Origin of the sequence: Enterobacter sp. 22452 (assembly GCF_052045065.1) — a bacterium.
Classification (GTDB): Bacteria; Pseudomonadota; Gammaproteobacteria; order Enterobacterales; family Enterobacteriaceae; genus Enterobacter; species Enterobacter mori.
Genome location: NZ_JBQEOB010000004.1, coordinates 353,780 through 373,394, shown reverse-complemented (window position 1 = coordinate 373,394; position 19,615 = coordinate 353,780). Strand labels below are relative to the sequence as shown.

The 19,615-nt window shown below is 53.0% G+C and carries 18 protein-coding genes and 6 tRNA genes; 10 read left to right on the top strand and 14 right to left on the bottom strand.

What is annotated here, in order from left to right; all coding sequences use genetic code 11:
- Positions 1 to 62: 62 nt before the first annotated feature.
- Both cysM and pdxK read left to right on the top strand, forming a co-directional pair.
- Positions 63 to 974 carry a cysteine synthase CysM gene (cysM, locus tag ACTJJA_RS14340; RefSeq protein WP_089597871.1) on the top strand — a complete coding sequence of 304 codons (912 nt, stop codon included), beginning with the start codon at positions 63 to 65 and terminating at the stop codon, positions 972 to 974.
- A 5-nt stretch (positions 975 to 979) separates the two neighbouring features.
- On the top strand, positions 980 to 1,816 hold the full coding sequence (gene pdxK / locus ACTJJA_RS14335) for a pyridoxine/pyridoxal/pyridoxamine kinase (protein ID WP_042716109.1): 837 nt from the start codon (positions 980 to 982) through the stop codon (positions 1,814 to 1,816).
- A gap of 44 nt (positions 1,817 to 1,860) precedes the next feature.
- Here the strand turns inward: pdxK and crr are convergent, their stop codons facing one another.
- From crr to cysZ, 5 genes are all read right to left on the bottom strand, one after another.
- Entirely contained in the window at positions 1,861 to 2,370 is a 510-nt protein-coding gene (crr, locus tag ACTJJA_RS14330; RefSeq protein WP_003861316.1) for a PTS glucose transporter subunit IIA, read from the bottom strand.
- 40 nt (positions 2,371 to 2,410) lie between these two features.
- The gene (gene ptsI, locus ACTJJA_RS14325) at positions 2,411 to 4,138 is read right to left on the bottom strand and encodes a phosphoenolpyruvate-protein phosphotransferase PtsI (protein ID WP_010433760.1); all 1,728 of its coding nucleotides are present in this window, start codon (positions 4,136 to 4,138) and stop codon (positions 2,411 to 2,413) included.
- Between the two features lie 44 nt (positions 4,139 to 4,182).
- Positions 4,183 to 4,440, bottom strand: a complete 258-nt coding sequence (ptsH, locus tag ACTJJA_RS14320) for a phosphocarrier protein Hpr (protein WP_000487600.1) — start codon at positions 4,438 to 4,440, stop codon at positions 4,183 to 4,185.
- A 317-nt stretch (positions 4,441 to 4,757) separates the two neighbouring features.
- On the bottom strand, positions 4,758 to 5,729 hold the full coding sequence (gene cysK, locus ACTJJA_RS14315) for a cysteine synthase A (RefSeq protein ID WP_440668500.1): 972 nt from the start codon (positions 5,727 to 5,729) through the stop codon (positions 4,758 to 4,760).
- 163 nt (positions 5,730 to 5,892) lie between these two features.
- Complete coding sequence (cysZ, locus tag ACTJJA_RS14310; RefSeq protein WP_221550927.1) at positions 5,893 to 6,654, bottom strand: sulfate transporter CysZ; 762 nt, start codon at positions 6,652 to 6,654, stop codon at positions 5,893 to 5,895.
- A 230-nt stretch (positions 6,655 to 6,884) separates the two neighbouring features.
- On the opposite strand from cysZ, the gene zipA reads away from it, so the two are divergent.
- The 3 genes from zipA (at position 6,885) to ACTJJA_RS14295 (ending at position 10,170) form a co-directional block, all read left to right on the top strand.
- The gene (gene zipA / locus ACTJJA_RS14305; RefSeq protein WP_010433757.1) at positions 6,885 to 7,868 is read left to right on the top strand and encodes a cell division protein ZipA; all 984 of its coding nucleotides are present in this window, start codon (positions 6,885 to 6,887) and stop codon (positions 7,866 to 7,868) included.
- Between the two features lie 69 nt (positions 7,869 to 7,937).
- Complete coding sequence (gene ligA, locus ACTJJA_RS14300) at positions 7,938 to 9,953, top strand: NAD-dependent DNA ligase LigA (protein WP_440668499.1); 2,016 nt, start codon at positions 7,938 to 7,940, stop codon at positions 9,951 to 9,953.
- Position 9,954: 1 nt separating this feature from the next.
- A complete protein-coding gene (locus tag ACTJJA_RS14295; RefSeq protein ID WP_003861328.1) occupies positions 9,955 to 10,170 on the top strand; it encodes a DUF3820 family protein in 216 nt (71 codons plus the stop codon).
- On the opposite strand, the gene ACTJJA_RS14290 is transcribed toward ACTJJA_RS14295, so the two are convergent.
- The gene (locus ACTJJA_RS14290) at positions 10,167 to 11,162 is read right to left on the bottom strand and encodes a bile acid:sodium symporter family protein (RefSeq protein ID WP_010433751.1); all 996 of its coding nucleotides are present in this window, start codon (positions 11,160 to 11,162) and stop codon (positions 10,167 to 10,169) included. The genes ACTJJA_RS14295 and ACTJJA_RS14290 overlap by 4 nt on opposite strands.
- Before the next feature lie 89 nt (positions 11,163 to 11,251).
- Between ACTJJA_RS14290 and ACTJJA_RS14285 the strand changes: the two genes are divergently transcribed.
- Positions 11,252 to 12,184: a LysR family transcriptional regulator gene (locus ACTJJA_RS14285; RefSeq protein WP_421510811.1), complete on the top strand. Its 933-nt coding sequence runs from the start codon at positions 11,252 to 11,254 to the stop codon at positions 12,182 to 12,184.
- Here the strand turns inward: ACTJJA_RS14285 and ACTJJA_RS14280 are convergent.
- The 5 genes from ACTJJA_RS14280 to ACTJJA_RS14260 all read right to left on the bottom strand — a co-directional run bounded on the left by ACTJJA_RS14280 (position 12,175) and on the right by ACTJJA_RS14260 (position 13,031).
- Positions 12,175 to 12,516, bottom strand: a complete 342-nt coding sequence (locus tag ACTJJA_RS14280; protein WP_108416674.1) for a FlxA-like family protein — start codon at positions 12,514 to 12,516, stop codon at positions 12,175 to 12,177. The genes ACTJJA_RS14285 and ACTJJA_RS14280 overlap by 10 nt on opposite strands.
- Positions 12,517 to 12,652: 136 nt before the next feature.
- A tRNA-Lys gene (locus tag ACTJJA_RS14275) sits at positions 12,653 to 12,728 on the bottom strand.
- Positions 12,729 to 12,732: 4 nt separating this feature from the next.
- Positions 12,733 to 12,808: transfer RNA gene (locus ACTJJA_RS14270), tRNA-Val, on the bottom strand.
- A gap of 29 nt (positions 12,809 to 12,837) precedes the next feature.
- A tRNA-Val gene (locus ACTJJA_RS14265) sits at positions 12,838 to 12,913 on the bottom strand.
- A gap of 42 nt (positions 12,914 to 12,955) precedes the next feature.
- Positions 12,956 to 13,031 (bottom strand) — tRNA-Val (locus ACTJJA_RS14260).
- 258 nt (positions 13,032 to 13,289) lie between these two features.
- Between ACTJJA_RS14260 and gltX the strand changes: the two genes are divergently transcribed.
- Positions 13,290 to 14,705, top strand: a complete 1,416-nt coding sequence (gene gltX / locus ACTJJA_RS14255; protein WP_089597878.1) for a glutamate--tRNA ligase — start codon at positions 13,290 to 13,292, stop codon at positions 14,703 to 14,705.
- Positions 14,706 to 14,756: 51 nt separating this feature from the next.
- Here the strand turns inward: gltX and ACTJJA_RS14250 are convergent, their stop codons facing one another.
- Together ACTJJA_RS14250 and ACTJJA_RS14245 are read right to left on the bottom strand one after the other, a co-directional pair.
- On the bottom strand, positions 14,757 to 15,143 hold the full coding sequence (locus tag ACTJJA_RS14250) for a YfeC-like transcriptional regulator (RefSeq protein ID WP_089597879.1): 387 nt from the start codon (positions 15,141 to 15,143) through the stop codon (positions 14,757 to 14,759).
- Between the two features lies 1 nt (position 15,144).
- Positions 15,145 to 15,507, bottom strand: a complete 363-nt coding sequence (locus ACTJJA_RS14245; RefSeq protein WP_348556426.1) for a YfeC-like transcriptional regulator — start codon at positions 15,505 to 15,507, stop codon at positions 15,145 to 15,147.
- 217 nt (positions 15,508 to 15,724) lie between these two features.
- Here ACTJJA_RS14245 and ACTJJA_RS14240 point away from each other — a divergent pair.
- The 3 genes from ACTJJA_RS14240 (at position 15,725) to ACTJJA_RS14230 (ending at position 18,320) form a co-directional block, all read left to right on the top strand.
- Positions 15,725 to 15,800, top strand: a tRNA-Ala gene (locus tag ACTJJA_RS14240).
- 41 nt (positions 15,801 to 15,841) lie between these two features.
- Positions 15,842 to 15,917, top strand: a tRNA-Ala gene (locus ACTJJA_RS14235).
- 213 nt (positions 15,918 to 16,130) lie between these two features.
- Positions 16,131 to 18,320, top strand: coding sequence for an EAL domain-containing protein (locus ACTJJA_RS14230; protein ID WP_440668498.1), 2,190 nt, complete (start codon positions 16,131 to 16,133; stop codon positions 18,318 to 18,320).
- A 46-nt stretch (positions 18,321 to 18,366) separates the two neighbouring features.
- Here the strand turns inward: ACTJJA_RS14230 and nupC are convergent, their stop codons facing one another.
- Positions 18,367 to 19,554: a nucleoside permease NupC gene (nupC, locus tag ACTJJA_RS14225; RefSeq protein ID WP_010433166.1), complete on the bottom strand. Its 1,188-nt coding sequence runs from the start codon at positions 19,552 to 19,554 to the stop codon at positions 18,367 to 18,369.
- Positions 19,555 to 19,615: the final 61 nt, after the last annotated feature.

Sequence of the window (19,615 nt, the reverse complement as noted above, 5' to 3'; positions counted from 1 at the left end):
ATCACTGCGTCTTGTAGGCCGGGATCGCTGCGCGCGCCCGGCTTTTTTATTGAGTAAAAAACGTGAATACACTCGAACACACCATCGGCAACACCCCTCTGGTCAAACTTCAGCGCATGGGGCCAGACAACGGCAGCGAAATCTGGGTCAAACTCGAAGGCAATAACCCGGCGGGGTCGGTGAAAGACCGTGCCGCACTGTCGATGATTGTTCAGGCCGAAAAACGCGGTGAAATCAAGCCGGGCGACGTGCTTATTGAGGCCACCAGCGGCAACACCGGTATCGCGCTGGCGATGATCGCCGCGCTGAAAGGCTACCGCATGAAGCTGCTGATGCCGGACAACATGAGCCAGGAGCGCCGCGCCGCGATGCGTGCCTACGGGGCCGAGCTGATTCTGGTGACCAAAGAGCAGGGTATGGAAGGCGCACGCGACTTAGCGTTAGAAATGGCCGAGCGCGGCGAAGGTAAACTGCTCGATCAGTTCAACAATCCGGACAACCCGTACGCGCACTACACCACTACTGGCCCGGAAATCTGGCAACAAACGGACGGGCGCATCACCCACTTTGTCTCCAGCATGGGAACCACCGGCACCATTACCGGCGTATCGCGTTTTCTGCGCGAGCAGGAAAAAGCCGTCACCATTGTTGGCCTGCAGCCGGAAGAGGGGAGCAGCATTCCGGGCATTCGCCGCTGGCCGGCGGAATACATGCCGGGCATCTTTAATGCGCAGCTTGTGGATCAGGTGCTGGATCTTCACCAGCGCGAGGCGGAAAATACCATGCGTGAGCTGGCCGTGCGCGAAGGTATCTTCTGCGGCGTCAGCTCGGGCGGCGCGGTAGCGGGTGCGATTCGGGTGGCAAAGGCAAACCCGGGTGCCGTAGTGGTGGCAATTATTTGCGATCGCGGCGATCGTTACCTCTCTACCGGCGTCTTTGGTGAAGAGAGTTATTCGCAGGGGGCGGGGATTTAAGCGTCATGGAGATGATTTTATTCCGGGATAAAACCCGGGCGCAGCAAACCGATATTGTTGCGGTGCAGTCGCAGGTGGTTTACGGCAGCGTGGGCAACAGTATCGCTGTGCCAAATATTCGGACCCATCGGCTGAACGTGACTGCCGTGCCGACGGTGCTGTTCAGCAACACGCCGCACTACGACACCTTCTACGGTGGGGTGATCCCCGACGAGTGGTTTAGCGGCTATCTTAAGGCCCTGAACGAGCGCGAGATCCTGCGCGAGCTTAAGGCGGTCACCACCGGCTATATGGGCAGTGCCAGCCAGATAAAACTGTTGGCCCAGTGGCTCAAGACCATCAAAGTGCAGCATCCCGATCTGCTGGTGCTGGTCGACCCGGTTATCGGCGATATCGACAGCGGGATGTACGTGAAACCGGATATCCCTGAAGCGTATCGCGAGCATCTGCTGCCGCTGGCGCAGGGGATTACGCCGAACGTCTTTGAGCTGGAAGTGTTAAGCGGCAAACCGTGCCGTACTCCTGAAAGCGCGATTGTCGCCGCGCAGGGGTTGCTCTCAGATACGTTGAAATGGGTTGCGATCACCAGTGCGCCGGTGGCCGATGACCCGGAAAATATCCACGTGGTGCTGGTGAGTAAAGAAAGCGTGACCGTGAGCGCGCACCCTCGTGTCGAAACCGATCTGAAAGGGACGGGCGATCTGTTCTGTTCGGAGCTGGTCAGCGGAATTGTCGAAGGCAAAACCATTGCTGAGGCGATTCGCAAAGCAGGGGATCGGGTGACGGACGTGATGGTTTATACCCAGTCGAAAGGTTACGACGAGCTTATTCTCCCCGCATAAACAAAAATGGCGCCCGAAGGCGCCATTTCTTTGTGCGGCAAGAATTACTTCTTGATGCGGATAACCGGGGTTTCGCCCACGGTCACGCTGCCGGACAGTTTGATCAGTTCTTTGATTTCGTCCATGTTGGAGATAACAACCGGAGTCAGGGTAGACTTCGCTTTTTCTTCCAGCAGTGGCAGATCGAATTCAATTACCGGGTCGCCAACTTTAACGCGCTGGCCTTCTTCTGCGATACGCTTGAAGCCTTCGCCTTTCAGTTCAACGGTGTCGATACCGAAGTGAACGAACAGTTCGATACCGCTATCAGATTCGATAGAGAACGCATGGTTGGTTTCAAAAATTTTACCGATGGTGCCGTCAACTGGAGCAACCATTTTGTTGCCAGTTGGTTTGATAGCAATGCCATCACCAACGATTTTCTCAGCAAACACTACATCCGGCACGTCTTCGATGTTGACGATCTCGCCGGAGAGCGGAGCAACAATCTCAATAGTTCCGGAGTCTTTCTTATCATCAGAAACCAGAGATTTCAGTTTATCGAACAAACCCATGATCTTCTCCTAAGCAGTAAATTGGGCCGCATCTCGTGGATTAGCAGATTGTTTTTTCTTCAATGAACTTGTTAACCAGCGTCATTAACTCGTCCGTTGTCGGTTGAGCAAGAGCCTGCTCTGCTAACACCTTCGCATCTTCGAAGTTCGTGTTACGGATAATCTTCTTAATGCGCGGGATGGAAATGGCGCTCATAGAGAATTCGTCCAGACCCATACCCAGCAACAGAAGTGTAGCACGTTCGTCGCCTGCAAGCTCACCACACATGCCAGTCCATTTACCTTCTGCATGAGAAGCATCAATTACTTGCTTAATAAGCGTCAGTACGGACGGTGACATTGGCTGGTAGAGATGTGAAATCATATCATTACCACGGTCAACTGCCAGGGTGTACTGCGTTAAATCATTGGTACCGATACTAAAGAAATCAACTTCTTTGGCTAAATGACGCGCAATAGTCGCGGCTGCTGGTGTTTCCACCATCACACCCACTTCGATTGATTCGTCAAACGCTTTACCTTCGTCACGCAGTTCCTGTTTGTAGATTTCGATCTCTTTCTTCAGTGCACGCACTTCTTCAACAGAGATGATCATCGGGAACATGATGCGCAGTTTACCGAAAGCGGAGGCACGCAGAATCGCGCGAACCTGGTCACGCAGGATCTCTTTGCGATCCATGGCGATACGCACTGCGCGCCAGCCCAGGAACGGGTTCTCTTCTTTCGGGAAGTTCATGTACGGCAGCTCTTTGTCGCCACCGATGTCCATAGTACGGACGATAACCGCCTGAGAGCCACAGGCTTCAGCCACGGCTTTGTACGCAGCGAACTGTTCTTCTTCGGTTGGCAGCGCGTCACGGTCCATGAACAGGAATTCAGTACGATACAGACCTACACCTTCCGCACCGTTGCGCTCAGCGCCTTCAACGTCGCGTACGGTACCGATGTTCGCGCACACTTCTACCTGATGGCCGTCCAGGGTAATGGCTGGCAGGTCTTTCAGTTTAGCGAGTTCCGCTTTCTCGGTTGCAACCTGCTCCTGAACGGCGCGCAGCTGCTCGATCTCTTCGTTAGTTGGGTTGACGTAAACCTGGTTGTTTACGGCATCCAGAATCAGATAGTCGTCGTTTTTCACCTGAGCAGTGACGCTACCGGTACCCACGATGGCAGGCAGTTCCAGAGAACGCGCCATGATAGAGGTGTGGGAGGTACGGCCACCTGCATCAGTGATGAAACCCAGCACCTTGTTCAGGTTCAGCTGTGCGGTTTCGGACGGGGTCAGGTCGGCGGCAACCAGGATAACTTCGTCCTGAATCGCGCTCAGATCGATAATGGCCAGACCCAGGATGTTGCGCAGCAGGCGCTTACCGATGTCACGTACGTCAGCCGCACGCTCTTTCAGGTATTCATCATCCAGTTCTTCCAGGGCAGTTGCCTGACCTTCGATAACTTCATGCGCAGCCGCGTCGGCCGTCATGCCTTTATCTTTAATCAGGGCTATGATTTCCTGCTCCAGCTCCTCATCTTCGAGCAGCATGATGTGCCCTTCGAAGATGGCTTCTTTTTCTTCACCGAAAGTTTCGCCAGCTTTAGTTTTGATCGCTTCCAGTTGCGCAGATGCCTTGGCACGACCGCTCAGAAAACGTTCAACTTCCTGATCAACCTTGTCGGCAGAAATTTTTTTCCGGTCAATGACGATTTCGTCTTCTTTCAGCAGCAGTGCTTTGCCGAAAGCGATACCCGGGGATGCTAAAATGCCTGAAATCATAACCCTACCTTACTTGTGACTGATATTGAAAAGAACCCGTAAACTTACTCGAGCTCAGCCATCAGTTTAACCAGATGCTCAACTGCTTTCTGCTCGTCTTCACCTTCCGCAGAGATGGTGACCACGGTGCCCTGAGTCAGGCCCAGAGTCTGCAGTTTGAACAGGCTTTTTGCGCTAGCGCTTTTGCCGTTGGAAGTTACAGTGATTTCAGAAGTGAAGCCTTTCGCTTCTTTAACAAACTGAGCAGCAGGGCGGGTGTGCAGACCGTTCGGAGCGGTAATGGTAACTTCTTGCTGGAACATTGTATTTCCCCAACTTATAGGTTTAGTGTTGTGGAACTAAAGTCTAGCCTGGCGGCTTAACTTTAGCCTGTATTGTTAGCGCTGACGTTTCAAGCGTCATTAAACATTATGCAGCGAAAGCAAGACTTGAACCAAATCATAAAATCGATTCAGCAAGCCTATTTCGTTCACTGATTAATTTCACGCTTCAAAATAATTGCTGGTTTAAATACCAGACACAACGGGGTGAAGCAATGCCAGGAGGGGTAAAACTTTGAAGCAGGCCACAAAAAAGCACCTGGAAAGGTGCTTTTTTACGCGTTTTTAACATGCTGGCATCACTGTTGCAGTTCTTTCTCAGTGAAGAGATCGGCAAACAGTGCAGTGCTCAAGTAACGCTCACCCGAAGAAGGAAGGATAACCACAATATTCTTATTGGTAAAGGTCTCATCTTCCTGAAGTTTGAGTGCGGCCGCAACGGCAGCACCGGAAGAGATCCCCGCCAGAATGCCTTCTTCATCCATCAGACGACGTGCGGTTGAGATCGCTTCTTCGTTGGTAATGGTCATGACTTTATCAATCAACTTCAGATCCAGGTTGCCTGGAATGAAGCCTGCGCCGATACCCTGAATTTTATGCGGGCCTGGTTTCAGCTCCTCACCTGCCAGAGCCTGAGTGATCACCGGTGAGTCAGTTGGTTCGACGGCAACGGTAATCAGGTCTTTTTTACCTTTCGTGCCTTTAATATAGCGTGACACGCCGGTCAGCGTACCGCCGGTACCTACGCCGGAGATAAACACGTCAACCTGACCGTCCGTATCTTCCCAGATTTCCGGGCCGGTCGTTTTCTCGTGAATTTCCGGGTTAGCCGGGTTGCTAAACTGCTGCAGCAGCAGATATTTTGCTGGATCGCTGGCCACAATCTCTTCGGCCTTCTGAATTGCACCTTTCATGCCTTTCGCGCCTTCGGTCAGAACCAGGTTTGCACCCAGCGCTTTCAGCAGCTTGCGACGTTCAATACTCATGGTCTCAGGCATGGTAAGCGTCAGCTTGTAGCCGCGCGCCGCAGCGACATAGGCCAGAGCGATACCGGTGTTGCCGCTGGTCGGCTCAACCAACTCTACGCCTGGTTTCAGCACACCACGTTTTTCCGCATCCCAAATCATGTTTGCACCGATGCGGCATTTTACGCTGAAGCTTGGGTTACGTGATTCGACCTTCGCCAGAATGCGTCCATTACCGATACGGTTCAGTCGAACCAGGGGCGTGTGACCGATAGTCAGCGAGTTGTCTTCATAAATCTTACTCATGGCCTGTCCTTAACTGTATGAAATTGGGATACCGACCCAGCATACCTGTTGAACAGGTAGGGGGAAGTAAGGAATTCGCATATCTATATACTGCAAGGAAATAATGGGGATCAGTATGGAATAAGGGGCGGCATAAGCCACCCCTGCTTTACACATTTTTGCATTATTTCCATAACGCGTGCTTAGCACGGTAGCAGTCCACCCACATTGCCGTCGCGCCGCAAACGGCGACGGGCATGATGAACAGATTCAGGAACGGGATCATGGTGAACAGGCTGGTCAGCGCGCCAAACTGCATATTGGTCACTTTCCGCGTGCGCAGGGCGGTGCGCATCTCTTTAAACGGCACCTTATGGTTATCGAACGGGTAGTCGCAGTACTGAATAGCCAACATCCAGGCGCTGAACAGGAACCACAGCACGGGCGCTACCGTCTGGCCGATACCGGGCACGAAATACAGAATAAGCAACACAATCGCGCGGGGAAGGTACCAGGCAAACTTCTGCCATTCGCGTTTCATGATGCGCGGGAGATCTTTCATGATCCCCAGTACGCCCGTATCCGGCGGTGTCGCACCGGTGAGCCGTGCTTCGAGTTGTTCTGCCAGCAGGCCGTTAAACGGGGCGGCTATCCAGTTCGCAATCGTCGAGAAGAAATAGCCAAACACCAGCAGCACGGAGATCACCGCCACCGGCCAGAGAAGGTAGTCAAGCCACTGCAGCCAGTCCGGCACGTAGCTCATCAGCGACGGGATCCAGCTCTCGAGCTTTGTGAACAGCCACCAGAACGCGCCGCCCATCAGCACAATGTTGATGAGCAGGGGCAGTATGACGAAGCGGCGAATACCCGGTAGAGAGACCAGTTTCCAGCCCTGAGAAAAATACCAGACACCGCTGCGCGGGGATGAAGAAGATGTTGAAACCATAACCAGGCTGTACTCCTTTTTACACAACCAGTGGAATTGCCCGCCTATATTATCCAGTTACGGACCAATGACCAGTTCGGAAATGTTCGAAAAAACAGCAAAAAGCACGTTTTAGCGCATCTTTATGCTGTGAATGCTCTGCATACACTTGCACTTGAGTTAAACGGCAAATACTCTTAGTGAGTAAATGTTTGCCGTGGTGGCAAGGTGTTAGAACAACAGAGAATATAATGATGCAGGATTTGCGTCTGATATTAATCATTGTTGGCGCGATCGCCATAATCGCTTTACTGGTACATGGTTTCTGGACCAGCCGTAAAGAGCGTTCTTCTATGTTTCGCGATCGCCCACTGAAGCGCATGAAGTCCAGTCGTGATGACGATGACGTTGAAGACGACATCGACGGTAGCGACGACGACGGCGTGGGTGAAGTTCGTGTTCATCGGGTCAATACTGCGCCCGGCGCAGGACATGGGGAGCAAGAAGCGCCTCGTCCTTCGCAGCACCAGTATCAACCGCCGTATGCTTCCGCACAGCCGCGCCAGTCAGCGCCACAGCCTGTGGAAGAGCCGGTGCGTCAGCCGCCGCAACAGCCGGTTCATCAGCAGCCCGCTGCGCCGCAACCTGTGCCTCAACAGCCTGTGCAACAACCTGTACAGCAGCCAGTGCAGCCAATTCAGCAACCGCAACAGCAGCCTGTCCACGTGCAGCCTGCGCCTCAGCCAGCTCCCGCGCCACACGTTGAGCCAGAGCCCGTTGTAGAGCCGGAACCGGTTGTCGAAAAACCGCAGCGCAAAGAAGCGGTAATCATCATGAACGTTGGCGCCCATCATGGTAGCCACCTTAATGGTGACGTGCTGCTCAACAGCATTGAGCAGGCAGGTTTCAAATTTGGCGACATGAATATTTTCCACCGTCACCTGAGCCCTGACGGGAGCGGCCCGGCGCTGTTCAGTCTGGCAAATATGGTCAACCCAGGTACCTTTGACCCGGAAATGACCGGTGATTTCGTGACGCCGGGTGTGACCATCTTTATGCAGGTTCCGTCCTACGGTGACGAGCTGCAAAACTTCAAGCTGATGCTGCAATCCGCTCAGCACATTGCTGACGAAGTGGGTGGTGTGGTACTCGACGATCAGCGTCGAATGATGACCCCGCAGAAGCTGCGCGAGTATCAGGACCGCATCCGCGAAGTTAAGGAAGCCAACGCGTAATCGTCGCGTTTACTTCAACTCCTCCTCAACCCCCGCCTGTCGGGGGTTTTTTCTCATTGATGGTGCGATATGGACTCAATCGAACAACAACTCACTGAACTGCGAACCACGCTTCGCCATCATGAATACCTCTATCATGTTATGGACGCGCCGGAAGTTCCGGATGCGGAGTATGACCGCCTGATGCGCGAGCTGCGCGAGCTGGAAACTCAGCATCCGGATCTCATCACGCCGGACTCCCCGACGCAGCGCGTCGGTGCGGAACCGCTCGGTGCTTTCAGTCAGGTACGCCACGAAGTCCCGATGCTGTCTCTGGATAACGTCTTTGATGAAGAGAGTTTCCTGGCGTTTAACAAGCGCGTCCAGGATCGTCTGAAAAGCAGTGATTCGCTGAGCTGGTGCTGCGAGCTGAAGCTGGACGGTCTGGCGGTCAGCATTCTTTATGAAAACGGCGTGCTGGTGCGTGCCGCGACGCGTGGTGACGGTACGACGGGCGAAGACATCACCACCAATGTGCGTACCATCCGCGCGATCCCGCTCAAGCTGCACGGCGAGAATATTCCTGCGCGTCTGGAAGTACGCGGTGAAGTGTTCCTGCCTCAGGCGGGCTTCGAGAAAATAAACGAAGAGGCACGCCGCACCGGCGGGAAGGTGTTTGCTAACCCACGTAATGCGGCGGCAGGCTCTCTGCGCCAGCTTGACCCGCGTATCACCGCGAAGCGACCGCTTACTTTCTTCTGCTACGGTGTCGGTATTCTTGAGGGTGGCGAACTGCCGGATACGCACCTCGGACGCCTACTGCAGTTTAAGGCGTGGGGTCTGCCGGTCAGTAACCGCGTTCAGCTCTGCGACTCTCCGGAGGAGGTCCTGGCGTTCTACCACAAAGTGGAAGAGGATCGCCCAACGCTCGGCTTTGATATTGATGGCGTTGTCATCAAGGTCAATTCACTGGCGCTGCAGGAACAGCTGGGCTTTGTGGCGCGCGCGCCGCGCTGGGCGGTGGCGTTTAAGTTTCCTGCTCAGGAGCAGATGACCTTCGTTCGTGACGTAGAGTTCCAGGTCGGCCGTACGGGGGCAATTACTCCCGTTGCGCGTCTGGAGCCGGTACATGTTGCTGGTGTGCTGGTGAGTAACGCAACGCTGCATAACGCCGATGAAATCGAACGCCTGGGCCTGCGCATTGGGGACAAAGTGGTGATCCGCCGCGCGGGCGATGTGATCCCGCAGGTGGTTAACGTCGTGGAGTCAGAACGTCCTGCCGAAACGCGCGAGATCGTCTTCCCGACCCACTGCCCGGTGTGTGGCTCGGACGTTGAGCGTGTGGAAGGTGAAGCGGTGGCGCGCTGTACGGGCGGCTTAATTTGTGGCGCGCAGCGTAAAGAGTCACTGAAGCACTTCGTCTCTCGTCGGGCGATGGACGTCGACGGCATGGGCGATAAGATTATCGATCAGCTGGTTGAGAAAGAGTACGTTCACACGCCAGCGGATCTGTTCAAACTGACCGCGGGTAAACTGACCGGCCTGGACCGCATGGGGCCGAAGTCAGCGCAGAATGTCGTTAACGCGCTGGAAGCGGCGAAAGAGACCACTTTCGCCCGCTTCCTGTACGCGCTGGGCATTCGTGAAGTCGGCGAAGCGACAGCGGCAGGGCTGGCGGCGTACTTTGGTACGCTGGAGGCACTGGAAAAGGCAAGCATCGACGAGCTGCAAAAAGTACCGGATGTCGGCATTGTGGTCGCCACGCACGTCTTTAACTTCTTTGCTGAAGAGAGCAACCGTGAGGTCATCGGCAAACTGCTGGAAGAGGGCATCAAATGGCCCGCGCCGGTAGTAGTTAACGCCGAAGAGATCGACAGTCCGTTTGCCGGTAAAACCGTGGTGCTGACCGGCAGCCTGAGCCAGCTTTCCCGCGACGACGCTAAAGCGCGCCTGGTGGCGCTGGGGGCCAAAGTGGCAGGCAGCGTATCGAAGAAAACCGACCTGGTGATCGCCGGGGAAGCGGCCGGTTCGAAGCTGGCGAAAGCCCAGGAGCTTGGCATTGACGTTATCGACGAAGCCGAAATGATGCGCCTGTTAGGAGAGTAACGTGGAGAAAGAGCAGCTCGTTGAGATCGCCAATACGGAGATGCCGTTCGGTAAATACAAGGGCCGCAGGCTGATCGATTTGCCGGAAGAGTATCTGCTGTGGTTTGCCCGTAAGGATGAATTCCCGGCCGGGCGACTGGGTGAGCTGATGGCTATCACGTTACTGATTAAAACCGAGGGGCTGACCCAGTTGGTTCAGCCCCTGAAACGTCCTTAAGCCTTCGCGGCGCGGGTCTCTTCCTGCGCCAGCTTTTCGGTCTGGCGTTTGTAACGACGCGCCAGCACCGCACAGACCATCAGCTGGATTTGGTGGAAAATCATCAGCGGCAGCACCATCATCCCAATCACCGAGGTCGGGAACAGAATGTTCGCCATCGGGATGCCGTTCGCCAGGCTCTTTTTCGAGCCGCAGAAGACAATCGTGATTTCATCCGCTTTATTAAAGCCGCATTTGCGCGCCACGAACACATTCACCGCAATCACTATCGCCAGCAGGATAATGCTGACGACCACGATAAATAGCAGTGAACCTGCGCCAACCTTATGCCAGATGCCATTGACCACCGCTTCACTGAAGGCGGAGTAAACCACCAGCAGAATCGACGTCTGGTCGGTTTTTGAAATCCATTTTTTATGCTTCGCCACAAACGCGCCGGTCCACGGTCGGGAAAGATGCCCAAGCACAAACGGCAGCAGCAACTGCAGACAAATTCTTCCGACCTGCTCCAGGTTGCCCTCTGCACCGTGCATGTTCATCAGCAGGCCCACCAGCAGCGGTGAGACGAAAATCCCTAACAGACTGGAGGCAGATGCTGAACAAACTGCCGCCGCCACGTTGCCGCCTGCCAGCGAGGTAAAGGCGATGGCAGACTGCACGGTCGCGGGGAGAATGCACAGATACAGGAATCCGGTATACAGGGCTGGATCGACATTCACCGGAGCCCACCAGGCAAACAGTACGCCTAGCACAGGGAAGAGGATAAAGGTGCTGCACATCACCCACAGATGCAGTCGCCAGTGTCCGCCGCCTGCAATGATGGCCTCGCGGGAGAGTTTGGCGCCATGCATAAAGAACAGCAGGGCGATGGCCGCCGTGGTCAGCCCTTCAAAGAAGGGGACGAAACCGCCGCGAGCCGGGAAAAACGAGGCCAATAAAACGGTCACCACCAGGGTAAGCGTGAACGGATCAAGGATACGAAAAAGTTTCATAATCACTCCTGAAAGCAGATGTCGCTATTGTGCTTTCTTCCGTTTGAGAAATAAAATTGATTTATTGCATCCATTCATGAATTAAACAGATGAATTATTCATTACGTCAGCTTCGTGTTTTTGTCACCGTGGCGCAGGCCCGCAGTTTTAGCCGGGCGGGGGAGATGATCGGCCTGAGCCAGTCGGCCGTCAGCCATAGCGTTAAGGAGCTGGAAACGCAGACGGGAGTGAAACTGCTTGACCGAACGACGCGTGAGGTGGTGCTTACCGAAGCGGGGCAGCAGCTGGCGACGCGTCTGGAGAGGGTGCTGGACGAACTGAACAGTACGCTCAGGGATGTGGGGCGACTCGGACAACAGCTTTCCGGCACGGTGAGGGTGGCGGCGAGCCAGACCATTTCTGCGCATCTTATTCCTCAGTGTATTGCCGAAAGTAATCATCGCTATCCGGATATTGATTTTGTTTTGCATGACAGGCCGCAGCAGTGGGTGCTGGAGAGTATCCGTCAGGGGGATGTGGATTTCGGCATTGTTATTGACCCTGGTGCGGTAAGCGACCTGGAATGTGAAGCGGTGCTCTCAGAACCCTTTTTGTTGCTTTGTCGCGATGACGACGCGCTGGCATCGCTGCCGCACGTGACATGGCAGGCGTTGCAAGGGGCAAATCTGGTGCTACAGGATTATGCTTCAGGAAGCCGGCCATTGATTGATGCCGCGCTTGTCGCTCAAGGTGTGAAGGCAACCATTGTGCAGGAGATAGGGCACCCGGCCACGCTGTTCCCCATGGTCGAAGCCGGGATTGGGATAAGCGTACTACCGGCGCTTGCGCTGCCGTTGCCGCAGGGGAGTCGCTTAACGGTGAGGCGTTTTACGCCCTGCGTTCAACGCCAGTTGATGCTGGTTCGACGTAAAAACCGTTCTCTCTCAGGGGCGGCTCACGCCTGCTGGGACGTGGTGCGCATGCAGGCTCAGCGCTTAATGGAAGCCCGCACGCGCGATCCCCTGTTTAACGATCAGATATAGATATCAATCTTGTGCTCAGCGGAAGGGTTGTTGACGCCTTCCGCCACTGACTGACTGCTTTCCTGTTTTGGCATCTCTTCTTCTGCCTGCTGGCGCTGCAATTGCGCCAACTGTGCCTGCAGCATAGTCAACTGAGATTCGAGTAACTCCTGCTGCTTTTGTTTTTCTTCTGTTGTTGCATCACTCAGTGCCACTTCTTTGAGTTGCTGAGTGGCTTTTGTTATCTGTTTCATCAGCCGATTGATCTGGGAGGCAATGTCATTGCTACCAGAACTGTTATCAGCACTGCCGATTTCCATCGCCGACAGAGAAACTGCATTGAGGGTTGTCATAATGAGATCCTTTTCGCCATAAAACAGAGGTATCGGCAAGGAAAGGATTAGCTTGAGCAAAACTGCCATATCTGGCAGGTTCGAATTGATTAAATCGCAGATAGCAAAAAAGCGCCTTTAGGGCGCTTTTTTACATTGGTGGGTCGTGCAGGATTCGAACCTGCGACCAATTGATTAAAAGTCAACTGCTCTACCAACTGAGCTAACGACCCGAAATGGTGGGCGATGACGGGCTCGAACCGCCGACCCCCTCCGTGTAAAGGAGATGCTCTACCAACTGAGCTAATCGCCCATTTCGGAACTGCTGCGATAAGGTGAGAATGGTGGGCGATGACGGGCTCGAACCGCCGACCCCCTCCGTGTAAAGGAGATGCTCTACCAACTGAGCTAATCGCCCAATCTCAATTCTTATCTACACTGCGAGCCTACTTAAAGTAGATGGTGGGTGATGACGGGCTCGAACCGCCGACCCCCTCCGTGTAAAGGAGATGCTCTACCAACTGAGCTAATCACCCCCGCTGTGTGGAGTCGCATTATAGGGAGAGTTGAAAATGAGTCAACGCATTTTCTAAAGTTTTTATTCGTTCGTCGTAAAATTAGACAAAACGATCGTGAAATGGGCGATGGTGCATGATTTCTAAACAAAAACAGTAAACTCAGGCCTGATTCAGGGAACAACATTGAGGAATCGCCGCACAGTGATAGAATATTGCCCATTGTTTTTTCCCCAGGATTTGCCGATTGCCGGCATCTTTATAACGTAAGGCCATTTCATGAAAATCAAAACTCGCTTCGCGCCGAGCCCGACAGGCTATCTGCACGTCGGTGGTGCACGTACCGCTCTTTATTCCTGGCTTTTTGCACGCCACAACAAAGGTGAGTTCGTGCTGCGTATTGAAGACACCGATCTTGAGCGCTCCACGCCGGAAGCAATCGAAGCCATTATGGATGGTATGAACTGGCTGAATCTGGAATGGGATGAAGGCCCGTATTTCCAGACCAAACGTTTTGACCGCTATAACGCTGTCATTGATGAAATGCTGGTCGCGGGCACGGCGTATAAGTGCTATTGCTCCAAAGAGCGTCTGGATGCCTTGCGTGAAGAGCAGATGGCGAACGGTGATAAGCCGCGTTATGACGGTCGTTGCCGCCACGACCATAGCGAGCATGCGGCTGATGAGCCTTGCGTTGTGCGTTTTGCTAACCCGCAAGAGGGTTCTGTCATCTTTGATGACCAGATCCGTGGCCCGATTGAATTCAGCAACCAGGAGCTGGACGATCTGATCATTCGCCGTACCGACGGCTCACCAACCTACAACTTCTGTGTGGTGGTGGACGACTGGGATATGGAGATCACCCACGTTGTCCGTGGTGAAGACCATATCAACAACACGCCACGTCAAATCAACATCCTGAAGGCGCTGAATGCGCCCGTGCCGGTGTATGCACACGTGTCCATGATCAACGGTGACGACGGTAAAAAACTGTCTAAACGTCATGGTGCCGTGAGCGTGATGCAGTATCGCGACGACGGTTATCTGCCGGAAGCGCTGCTGAACTATCTGGTGCGTCTGGGCTGGGCCCACGGTGACCAGGAGATCTTCAGCCGCGAAGAGATGATCGAACTGTTCTCTCTGAACTCTGTGAGCAAATCAGCGAGCGCATTCAATACCGATAAGCTGCTGTGGCTGAACCATCATTACATCAACACCATGCAGCCAGAATATGTCGCGACGTATCTGCAGTGGCACATTGAGCAGGCGAATATCGATACCCGTACCGGTCCTGAACTGGCCGATCTGGTGAAACTGCTCGGTGAGCGTTGCAAAACGCTGAAAGAGATCGCCGAAAGCTGCCGTTACTTCTACGAAGAATTCGATGAGTTTGATGCCGACGCGGCGAAGAAACACCTGCGTCCGGTTGCCCGCCAGCCGCTGGAAGTGGTGCGTGACAAAATCGCCGCTATCACGGAATGGACCGCGGAGAATGTGCATCACGCGATTCAGGCAACCGCAGATGAGCTTGAGGTCGGTATGGGCAAAGTGGGGATGCCGCTGCGCGTCGCCGTGACCGGTGCAGGCCAGTCTCCAGCGCTGGACGTTACCGTGCATGCTATTGGTAAGTCTCGTAGCGTGGCGCGGATCAATAAGGCACTGGGTTTTATTGCTGAGCGTGAAAGCCAGCAGTAATCAATCGCCAGTGAATCAAACGGCAGGGGAACCTGCCGTTTTTTTTGTCTGCTATTCAGCAATACCGAGACGTGAAAGAAATCCTTTTACGCCTTCGCGCTTCAGCAATACGAGAAGACGCTCCTGTTCAACCTGCGTCATGTTCTCCAGCGAGTCGATGATTTGTGGGAGCAGGGTAGACGATGACGGTATCCCATAAAGAGAGGGCGTTTCGGCCACCTGGTAAATCGCCTGCCGGTGACGGATGGCAGGAAGGCTAATAATATGTTCCTTCACTCGCGCATCGACATGGATCAGTCTTGCTCTTCCACCTTTTACGCCGTTAACACCCTCCGTCTTCCATCCCTTCTGGCGTATCCAGCGGTTAACGGTTTGCCTGGCGACGCCCAGACAGTCAGCCAGTTCATCCGTGGTCATTTTGCTGCGTAATCTTTTCATATTAGTTCTGGTCGCGAATCCCTAAACGTTGCAACAATCCGGTAATCCCTTCCCGCAGTAACAGCGATGTCAGCTGCTTTTGCTCATCCGGCGTCATTTCATTTGCCAGTGTCAGAAGTAAAGTATGAAGTGAACCCTCGTAGCCAGCGCTGTCTGGCATTTCAGGCGTCTCAGACGCCCTGCGGGCACTGCGGATAAACTCCCGTACCTTTTCATTCACATGCACCAGACGCGCCTTACCACCCTGAACGCCTGGTTTTGGCGATGTAATCCAACCTTCTTTACGTACCCATTTATTGATGGTCTGACGGCTATAGCCAGTGAGCGCGGCTAACTCTTCTGGCGTCATTCGTTCCTTGATCATGCAATTTCCTGAGTGTTCATAGGGTTAATTAGTGGTTCATCTTATAGCACCGTTTTACGCGAAAACGTGACAGGCTTAACTCCTGACTGCGAGCAGGCTCGCAAAGTGATTCATTTGCATGATTTTTCAGCGATTGAAAGGTGGGGACTGATTTTGCCGTTGACACTCAGCGGCGGAATTCATATTATGCCGCCCGTCAACATGACAGCTTTACGACGGGGCTATAGCTCAGCTGGGAGAGCGCCTGCATGGCATGCAGGAGGTCAGCGGTTCGATCCCGCTTAGCTCCACCAAACTCTGAACCCAACAGAGTGCGGTAAGTAAAGTAACATGTGGGGCTATAGCTCAGCTGGGAGAGCGCTTGCATGGCATGCAAGAGGTCAGCGGTTCGATCCCGCTTAGCTCCACCAAAATTTGAACCCTCGTCGAAAGACGGGGGTTTTTTTTATGCCTTTGTAAAATATTTATACTGCTTTTGTTGCGATAAAACGCTTTTTCTATACCTCACCTCAATTCAAATCAATAAACGAGTCTATAAATAGACTTGAACTTGATTCGAGCAATTAATAAACCTATTATCCATCCGGTCAATGATATGATGGTAAAATAGATTCTCTGACTGAATGAATAGAAAAACTTACAATAATGTAAAAATATTTATGATTGCCCTCGCGCTATGCCTGATTGCGGTGCCATTTTCCCGTTATATCTCCCCGCGCGCTATTGTTAACGGGCATGATGTCTATTTAGCATGGCTACCCTTAAGCGTTATGCTGGCCGTTATTTTGTTGTTTGGCCGTCGGGCAATTATTCCCGTTCTGTTAGGTTTTACTATTACTAATATATTTGTTGTTGATTTAGCACCGCTACAATATGCAGTTCTGCTGTTTTGTCAGACTTTTTCAGTTTTCGCTGTGTGTGGCATTATCCGTCTTGTGCTGGGCAGGCGCTGGCGCCACAGCATGCCTAATAAATACATCGGGATCCGTATTTTCTGGCTGGGTTTTATGGTGCCGATAGGTATCAAAATATCAATGTATCTGGCAGGATATTTATTCGATTTCCCGGTAACAATCTCCACTTACTTCGGTGAAGGCACCCTTATTTACAGCGTTGTGGATATTCAAAGCCTGATCTGCGCGGCGTTGATTTTCACCATGATGTTCTATTATCCATTAAGAATGATTATTAATCCTCGCTACGCCAGAACCTTCTGGCTGCGGAGCGTGAAGCCGGTGTTTTTTCACAAGAAATCATTGTTTATATTTGTCTGGCTGACGCTTCTGATTGCCCTCATGGCAATTTTATGTGCACCGCTAGAGTCACCTATAATTGCAGGATATCTTGTACCCATTATTTTTATTCTTTTTACGTTGGGCATCAGCTGTTTAAGTTATGCGCTTATGTCATTGCTCTGGGCGGCATCCGCACTCCTGCTACTGACCTACAACGACAACTTTCTGAACGGGGTGGAGTCGGGTCACTCGCTCTCCTTTATCCTGTCTGTACTCATCTCTTTTGCCATCTGTTTGCTTTATATGTCGCGGATTTACCGGCGAAGCGAATGGATGAAGAAGGGCTGGCAGGACAGGGCGTTAACCGATCCGTTGACCGGTTTGCCTAACATTCGCGCGCTGGATGACTTTCTCCTGATCCACCCTGACGCCAAGGTGTGTTGTCTGCGAATGGATAATCTGGAGTTTCTTAGCCGCCACTACGGCATTCTGATGCGGGTTCACTGCAAGCGGATGATTACCGCGTCGCTCCAGCCCTTACTGCAAAAAGATGAGCAGCTTTTCCAGTTGCCCGGCAGTGAGCTGGTGTTGGTATTGCTGGGGCCGGGAACGTCAGAGCGCCTGCAACATATGGTCGACCAACTGAATAGCCGCAAGATTTACTGGAACAACACTGGGCTGGATATAGAGTTTGGGGCGTCCTGGGGAGAGGTTGAAGATGGTGAGAACCTGCACCATACGCTTGGGCAGCTTAGCTGGTTGGCGGAGCAGTCATGTGCTGCGCATAATGTGCTTGCTCTGACGAACAGCATTGAGGACGTCTCCGGACAAACCACCGACAGGGTGCTGATGTTAGGGCGTATTAAACGTGCGCTTGATGCTGACGGGCTCCAGCTGTATGCCCAGTCGATTCAGAATGCCGAGGGGAAAGGATATTACGAAATCCTCTCGCGCCTGGAAAGCGAGGGAGAGATGATCACCCCCGATCGCTTTATTCCGCTGATTGCCCAGTTTAACCTGAGCCATCGTTTTGATCTGAATGTGGTTGAGAAGTTACTGGTCTGGCTGCGGGATAATCCCGCCACACATGCTGGCACCCGCTTCTCCGTCAATTTGATGCCGATGACCTTGATGCAAAAAGAGGTTGCCACGGAGATTATCGCGCTCTTCGCTCGCTATACCGTCCCGCCCCAGGCTGTGGTCATCGAGATTACCGAAGAACAGGCTTTCTCCAATTCGGGCAGTAGCATTAACAATATCCAGCAGCTGAGGGATCATGGGTTCCGTATTGCTATTGACGACTTTGGAACAGGCTATGCCAACTTTGAGCGTCTGAAGCGCCTGCAGGCCGACATCATCAAGATTGATGGTTGTTTCGTAAAGGATATCTGCAGCGACAACATGGATGCGATGATTGTGCAGTCAATCTGTAATCTGGCGAAAACAAAATCGCTCTGCGTGGTTGCGGAATATGTGGAAACCCCGGCGCAGCGGGATATGTTGCTGCACCTTGGTGTCGATTATCTGCAGGGCTACCTGTTAGGTAAACCCAGACCGCTTGCCGAATTACGGGTATAAAAAAACCGGGAGCTTTCATGCTCCCGGTTTTTTTTCACTCTGCGAGTTAGAGTACCAGCGCTGCGATAGAGGCAGACAGTACGCTCACCAGCGTAGAACCGTACACCAGCTTCAGGCCGAAGCGAGAAACCACGTTACCCTGCTCTTCGTTCAGGCCTTTAATCGCACCGGCGATAATACCGATGGAAGAGAAGTTTGCGAAGGAAACCAGGAACACGGACAGAATGCCTTCCGCACGTGGAGAGAGCGTGCTGGCAATTTTCTGCAGATCCATCATTGCCACGAACTCGTTAGAAACCAGTTTGGTTGCCATGATGCTGCCAACCTGCAGTGCTTCATGAGCCGGAACACCCATCACCCATGCAATTGGATAGAAGATGTAGCCCAGGATGCCCTGGAAGGAGATACCGAGCACCGCTGCGAACAGGGCGTTCAGGGCGGCGATCAGCGCGATAAAACCAATCAGCATAGCGGCAACAATAATGGCGACCTTGAAGCCAGCCAGAATGTATTCACCCAGCATTTCGAAGAAGCTCTGTCCTTCATGCAGGTTTGACATCTGGATGTTCTCTTCGCTTGCGTCAACACGGTAAGGGTTGATCAGCGACAGCACAATAAAGGTGCTGAACATGTTCAGGACCAGCGCCGCCACCACGTATTTTGGCTCCAGCATGGTCATGTATGCGCCCACGATAGACATGGATACGGTAGACATTGCGGTTGCCGCCATGGTGTACATGCGGTTGCGGGACATTTTGCCCAGAATATCTTTGTACGCGATGAAGTTCTCAGACTGACCGAGGATCAGTGAGCTCACGGCGTTAAAGGATTCCAGTTTGCCCATGCCGTTCACTTTGGACAGCAGGAAGCCAATCGCGCGGATAACCACCGGCAGAACACGGATGTGTTGCAGAATACCAATCAGTGCAGAGATGAAGACGATAGGGCACAGCACCTTCAGGAAGAAGAAGGCCAGACCTTGATCGTTCATGCTGCCAAAGACGAAGTTAGTCCCTTCGTTAGCAAACCCGAGCAGTTTTTCGAACATCTCGGAGAAGCCTTTCACGAAGCCGAGGCCCACGTTGGAGTTCAGGAAGAACCACGCAAGTAATACTTCAATGACCAGCAGTTGGACAACATAGCGAATACGAATATTTTTGCGGTCTGTGCTGACCAGCAATGCGAGTGCAGTAACGACAACGAGTGCCAGGACAAAATGAAGGACGCGGTCCATATTTGCTCCAAATATGAGGCAGGTTTAATTTTCGTGCACATTCTATGTAACAAGCGAAAAG

What these genes read in the sequence shown, in the direction of transcription:
- cysK (WP_440668500.1), bottom strand. Translation starts at nt 5,729, where the DNA reads ATGAGTAAGATTTATGAAGACAACTCGCTGACTATCGGTCACACGCCC.
- ptsH (WP_000487600.1), bottom strand. Translation starts at nt 4,440, where the DNA reads ATGTTCCAGCAAGAAGTTACCATTACCGCTCCGAACGGTCTGCACACC.
- cysZ (WP_221550927.1), bottom strand. Translation starts at nt 6,654, where the DNA reads ATGGTTTCAACATCTTCTTCATCCCCGCGCAGCGGTGTCTGGTATTTT.
- ACTJJA_RS14230 (WP_440668498.1), top strand. Translation starts at nt 16,131, where the DNA reads ATGAATAGAAAAACTTACAATAATGTAAAAATATTTATGATTGCCCTC.
- ligA (WP_440668499.1), top strand. Translation starts at nt 7,938, where the DNA reads ATGGACTCAATCGAACAACAACTCACTGAACTGCGAACCACGCTTCGC.
- gltX (WP_089597878.1), top strand. Translation starts at nt 13,290, where the DNA reads ATGAAAATCAAAACTCGCTTCGCGCCGAGCCCGACAGGCTATCTGCAC.
- pdxK (WP_042716109.1), top strand. Translation starts at nt 980, where the DNA reads ATGGAGATGATTTTATTCCGGGATAAAACCCGGGCGCAGCAAACCGAT.
- zipA (WP_010433757.1), top strand. Translation starts at nt 6,885, where the DNA reads ATGATGCAGGATTTGCGTCTGATATTAATCATTGTTGGCGCGATCGCC.
- ptsI (WP_010433760.1), bottom strand. Translation starts at nt 4,138, where the DNA reads ATGATTTCAGGCATTTTAGCATCCCCGGGTATCGCTTTCGGCAAAGCA.
- ACTJJA_RS14285 (WP_421510811.1), top strand. Translation starts at nt 11,252, where the DNA reads ATGAATTATTCATTACGTCAGCTTCGTGTTTTTGTCACCGTGGCGCAG.
- crr (WP_003861316.1), bottom strand. Translation starts at nt 2,370, where the DNA reads ATGGGTTTGTTCGATAAACTGAAATCTCTGGTTTCTGATGATAAGAAA.
- ACTJJA_RS14250 (WP_089597879.1), bottom strand. Translation starts at nt 15,143, where the DNA reads ATGAAAAGATTACGCAGCAAAATGACCACGGATGAACTGGCTGACTGT.
- nupC (WP_010433166.1), bottom strand. Translation starts at nt 19,554, where the DNA reads ATGGACCGCGTCCTTCATTTTGTCCTGGCACTCGTTGTCGTTACTGCA.
- ACTJJA_RS14290 (WP_010433751.1), bottom strand. Translation starts at nt 11,162, where the DNA reads ATGAAACTTTTTCGTATCCTTGATCCGTTCACGCTTACCCTGGTGGTG.
- ACTJJA_RS14280 (WP_108416674.1), bottom strand. Translation starts at nt 12,516, where the DNA reads ATGACAACCCTCAATGCAGTTTCTCTGTCGGCGATGGAAATCGGCAGT.
- ACTJJA_RS14245 (WP_348556426.1), bottom strand. Translation starts at nt 15,507, where the DNA reads ATGATCAAGGAACGAATGACGCCAGAAGAGTTAGCCGCGCTCACTGGC.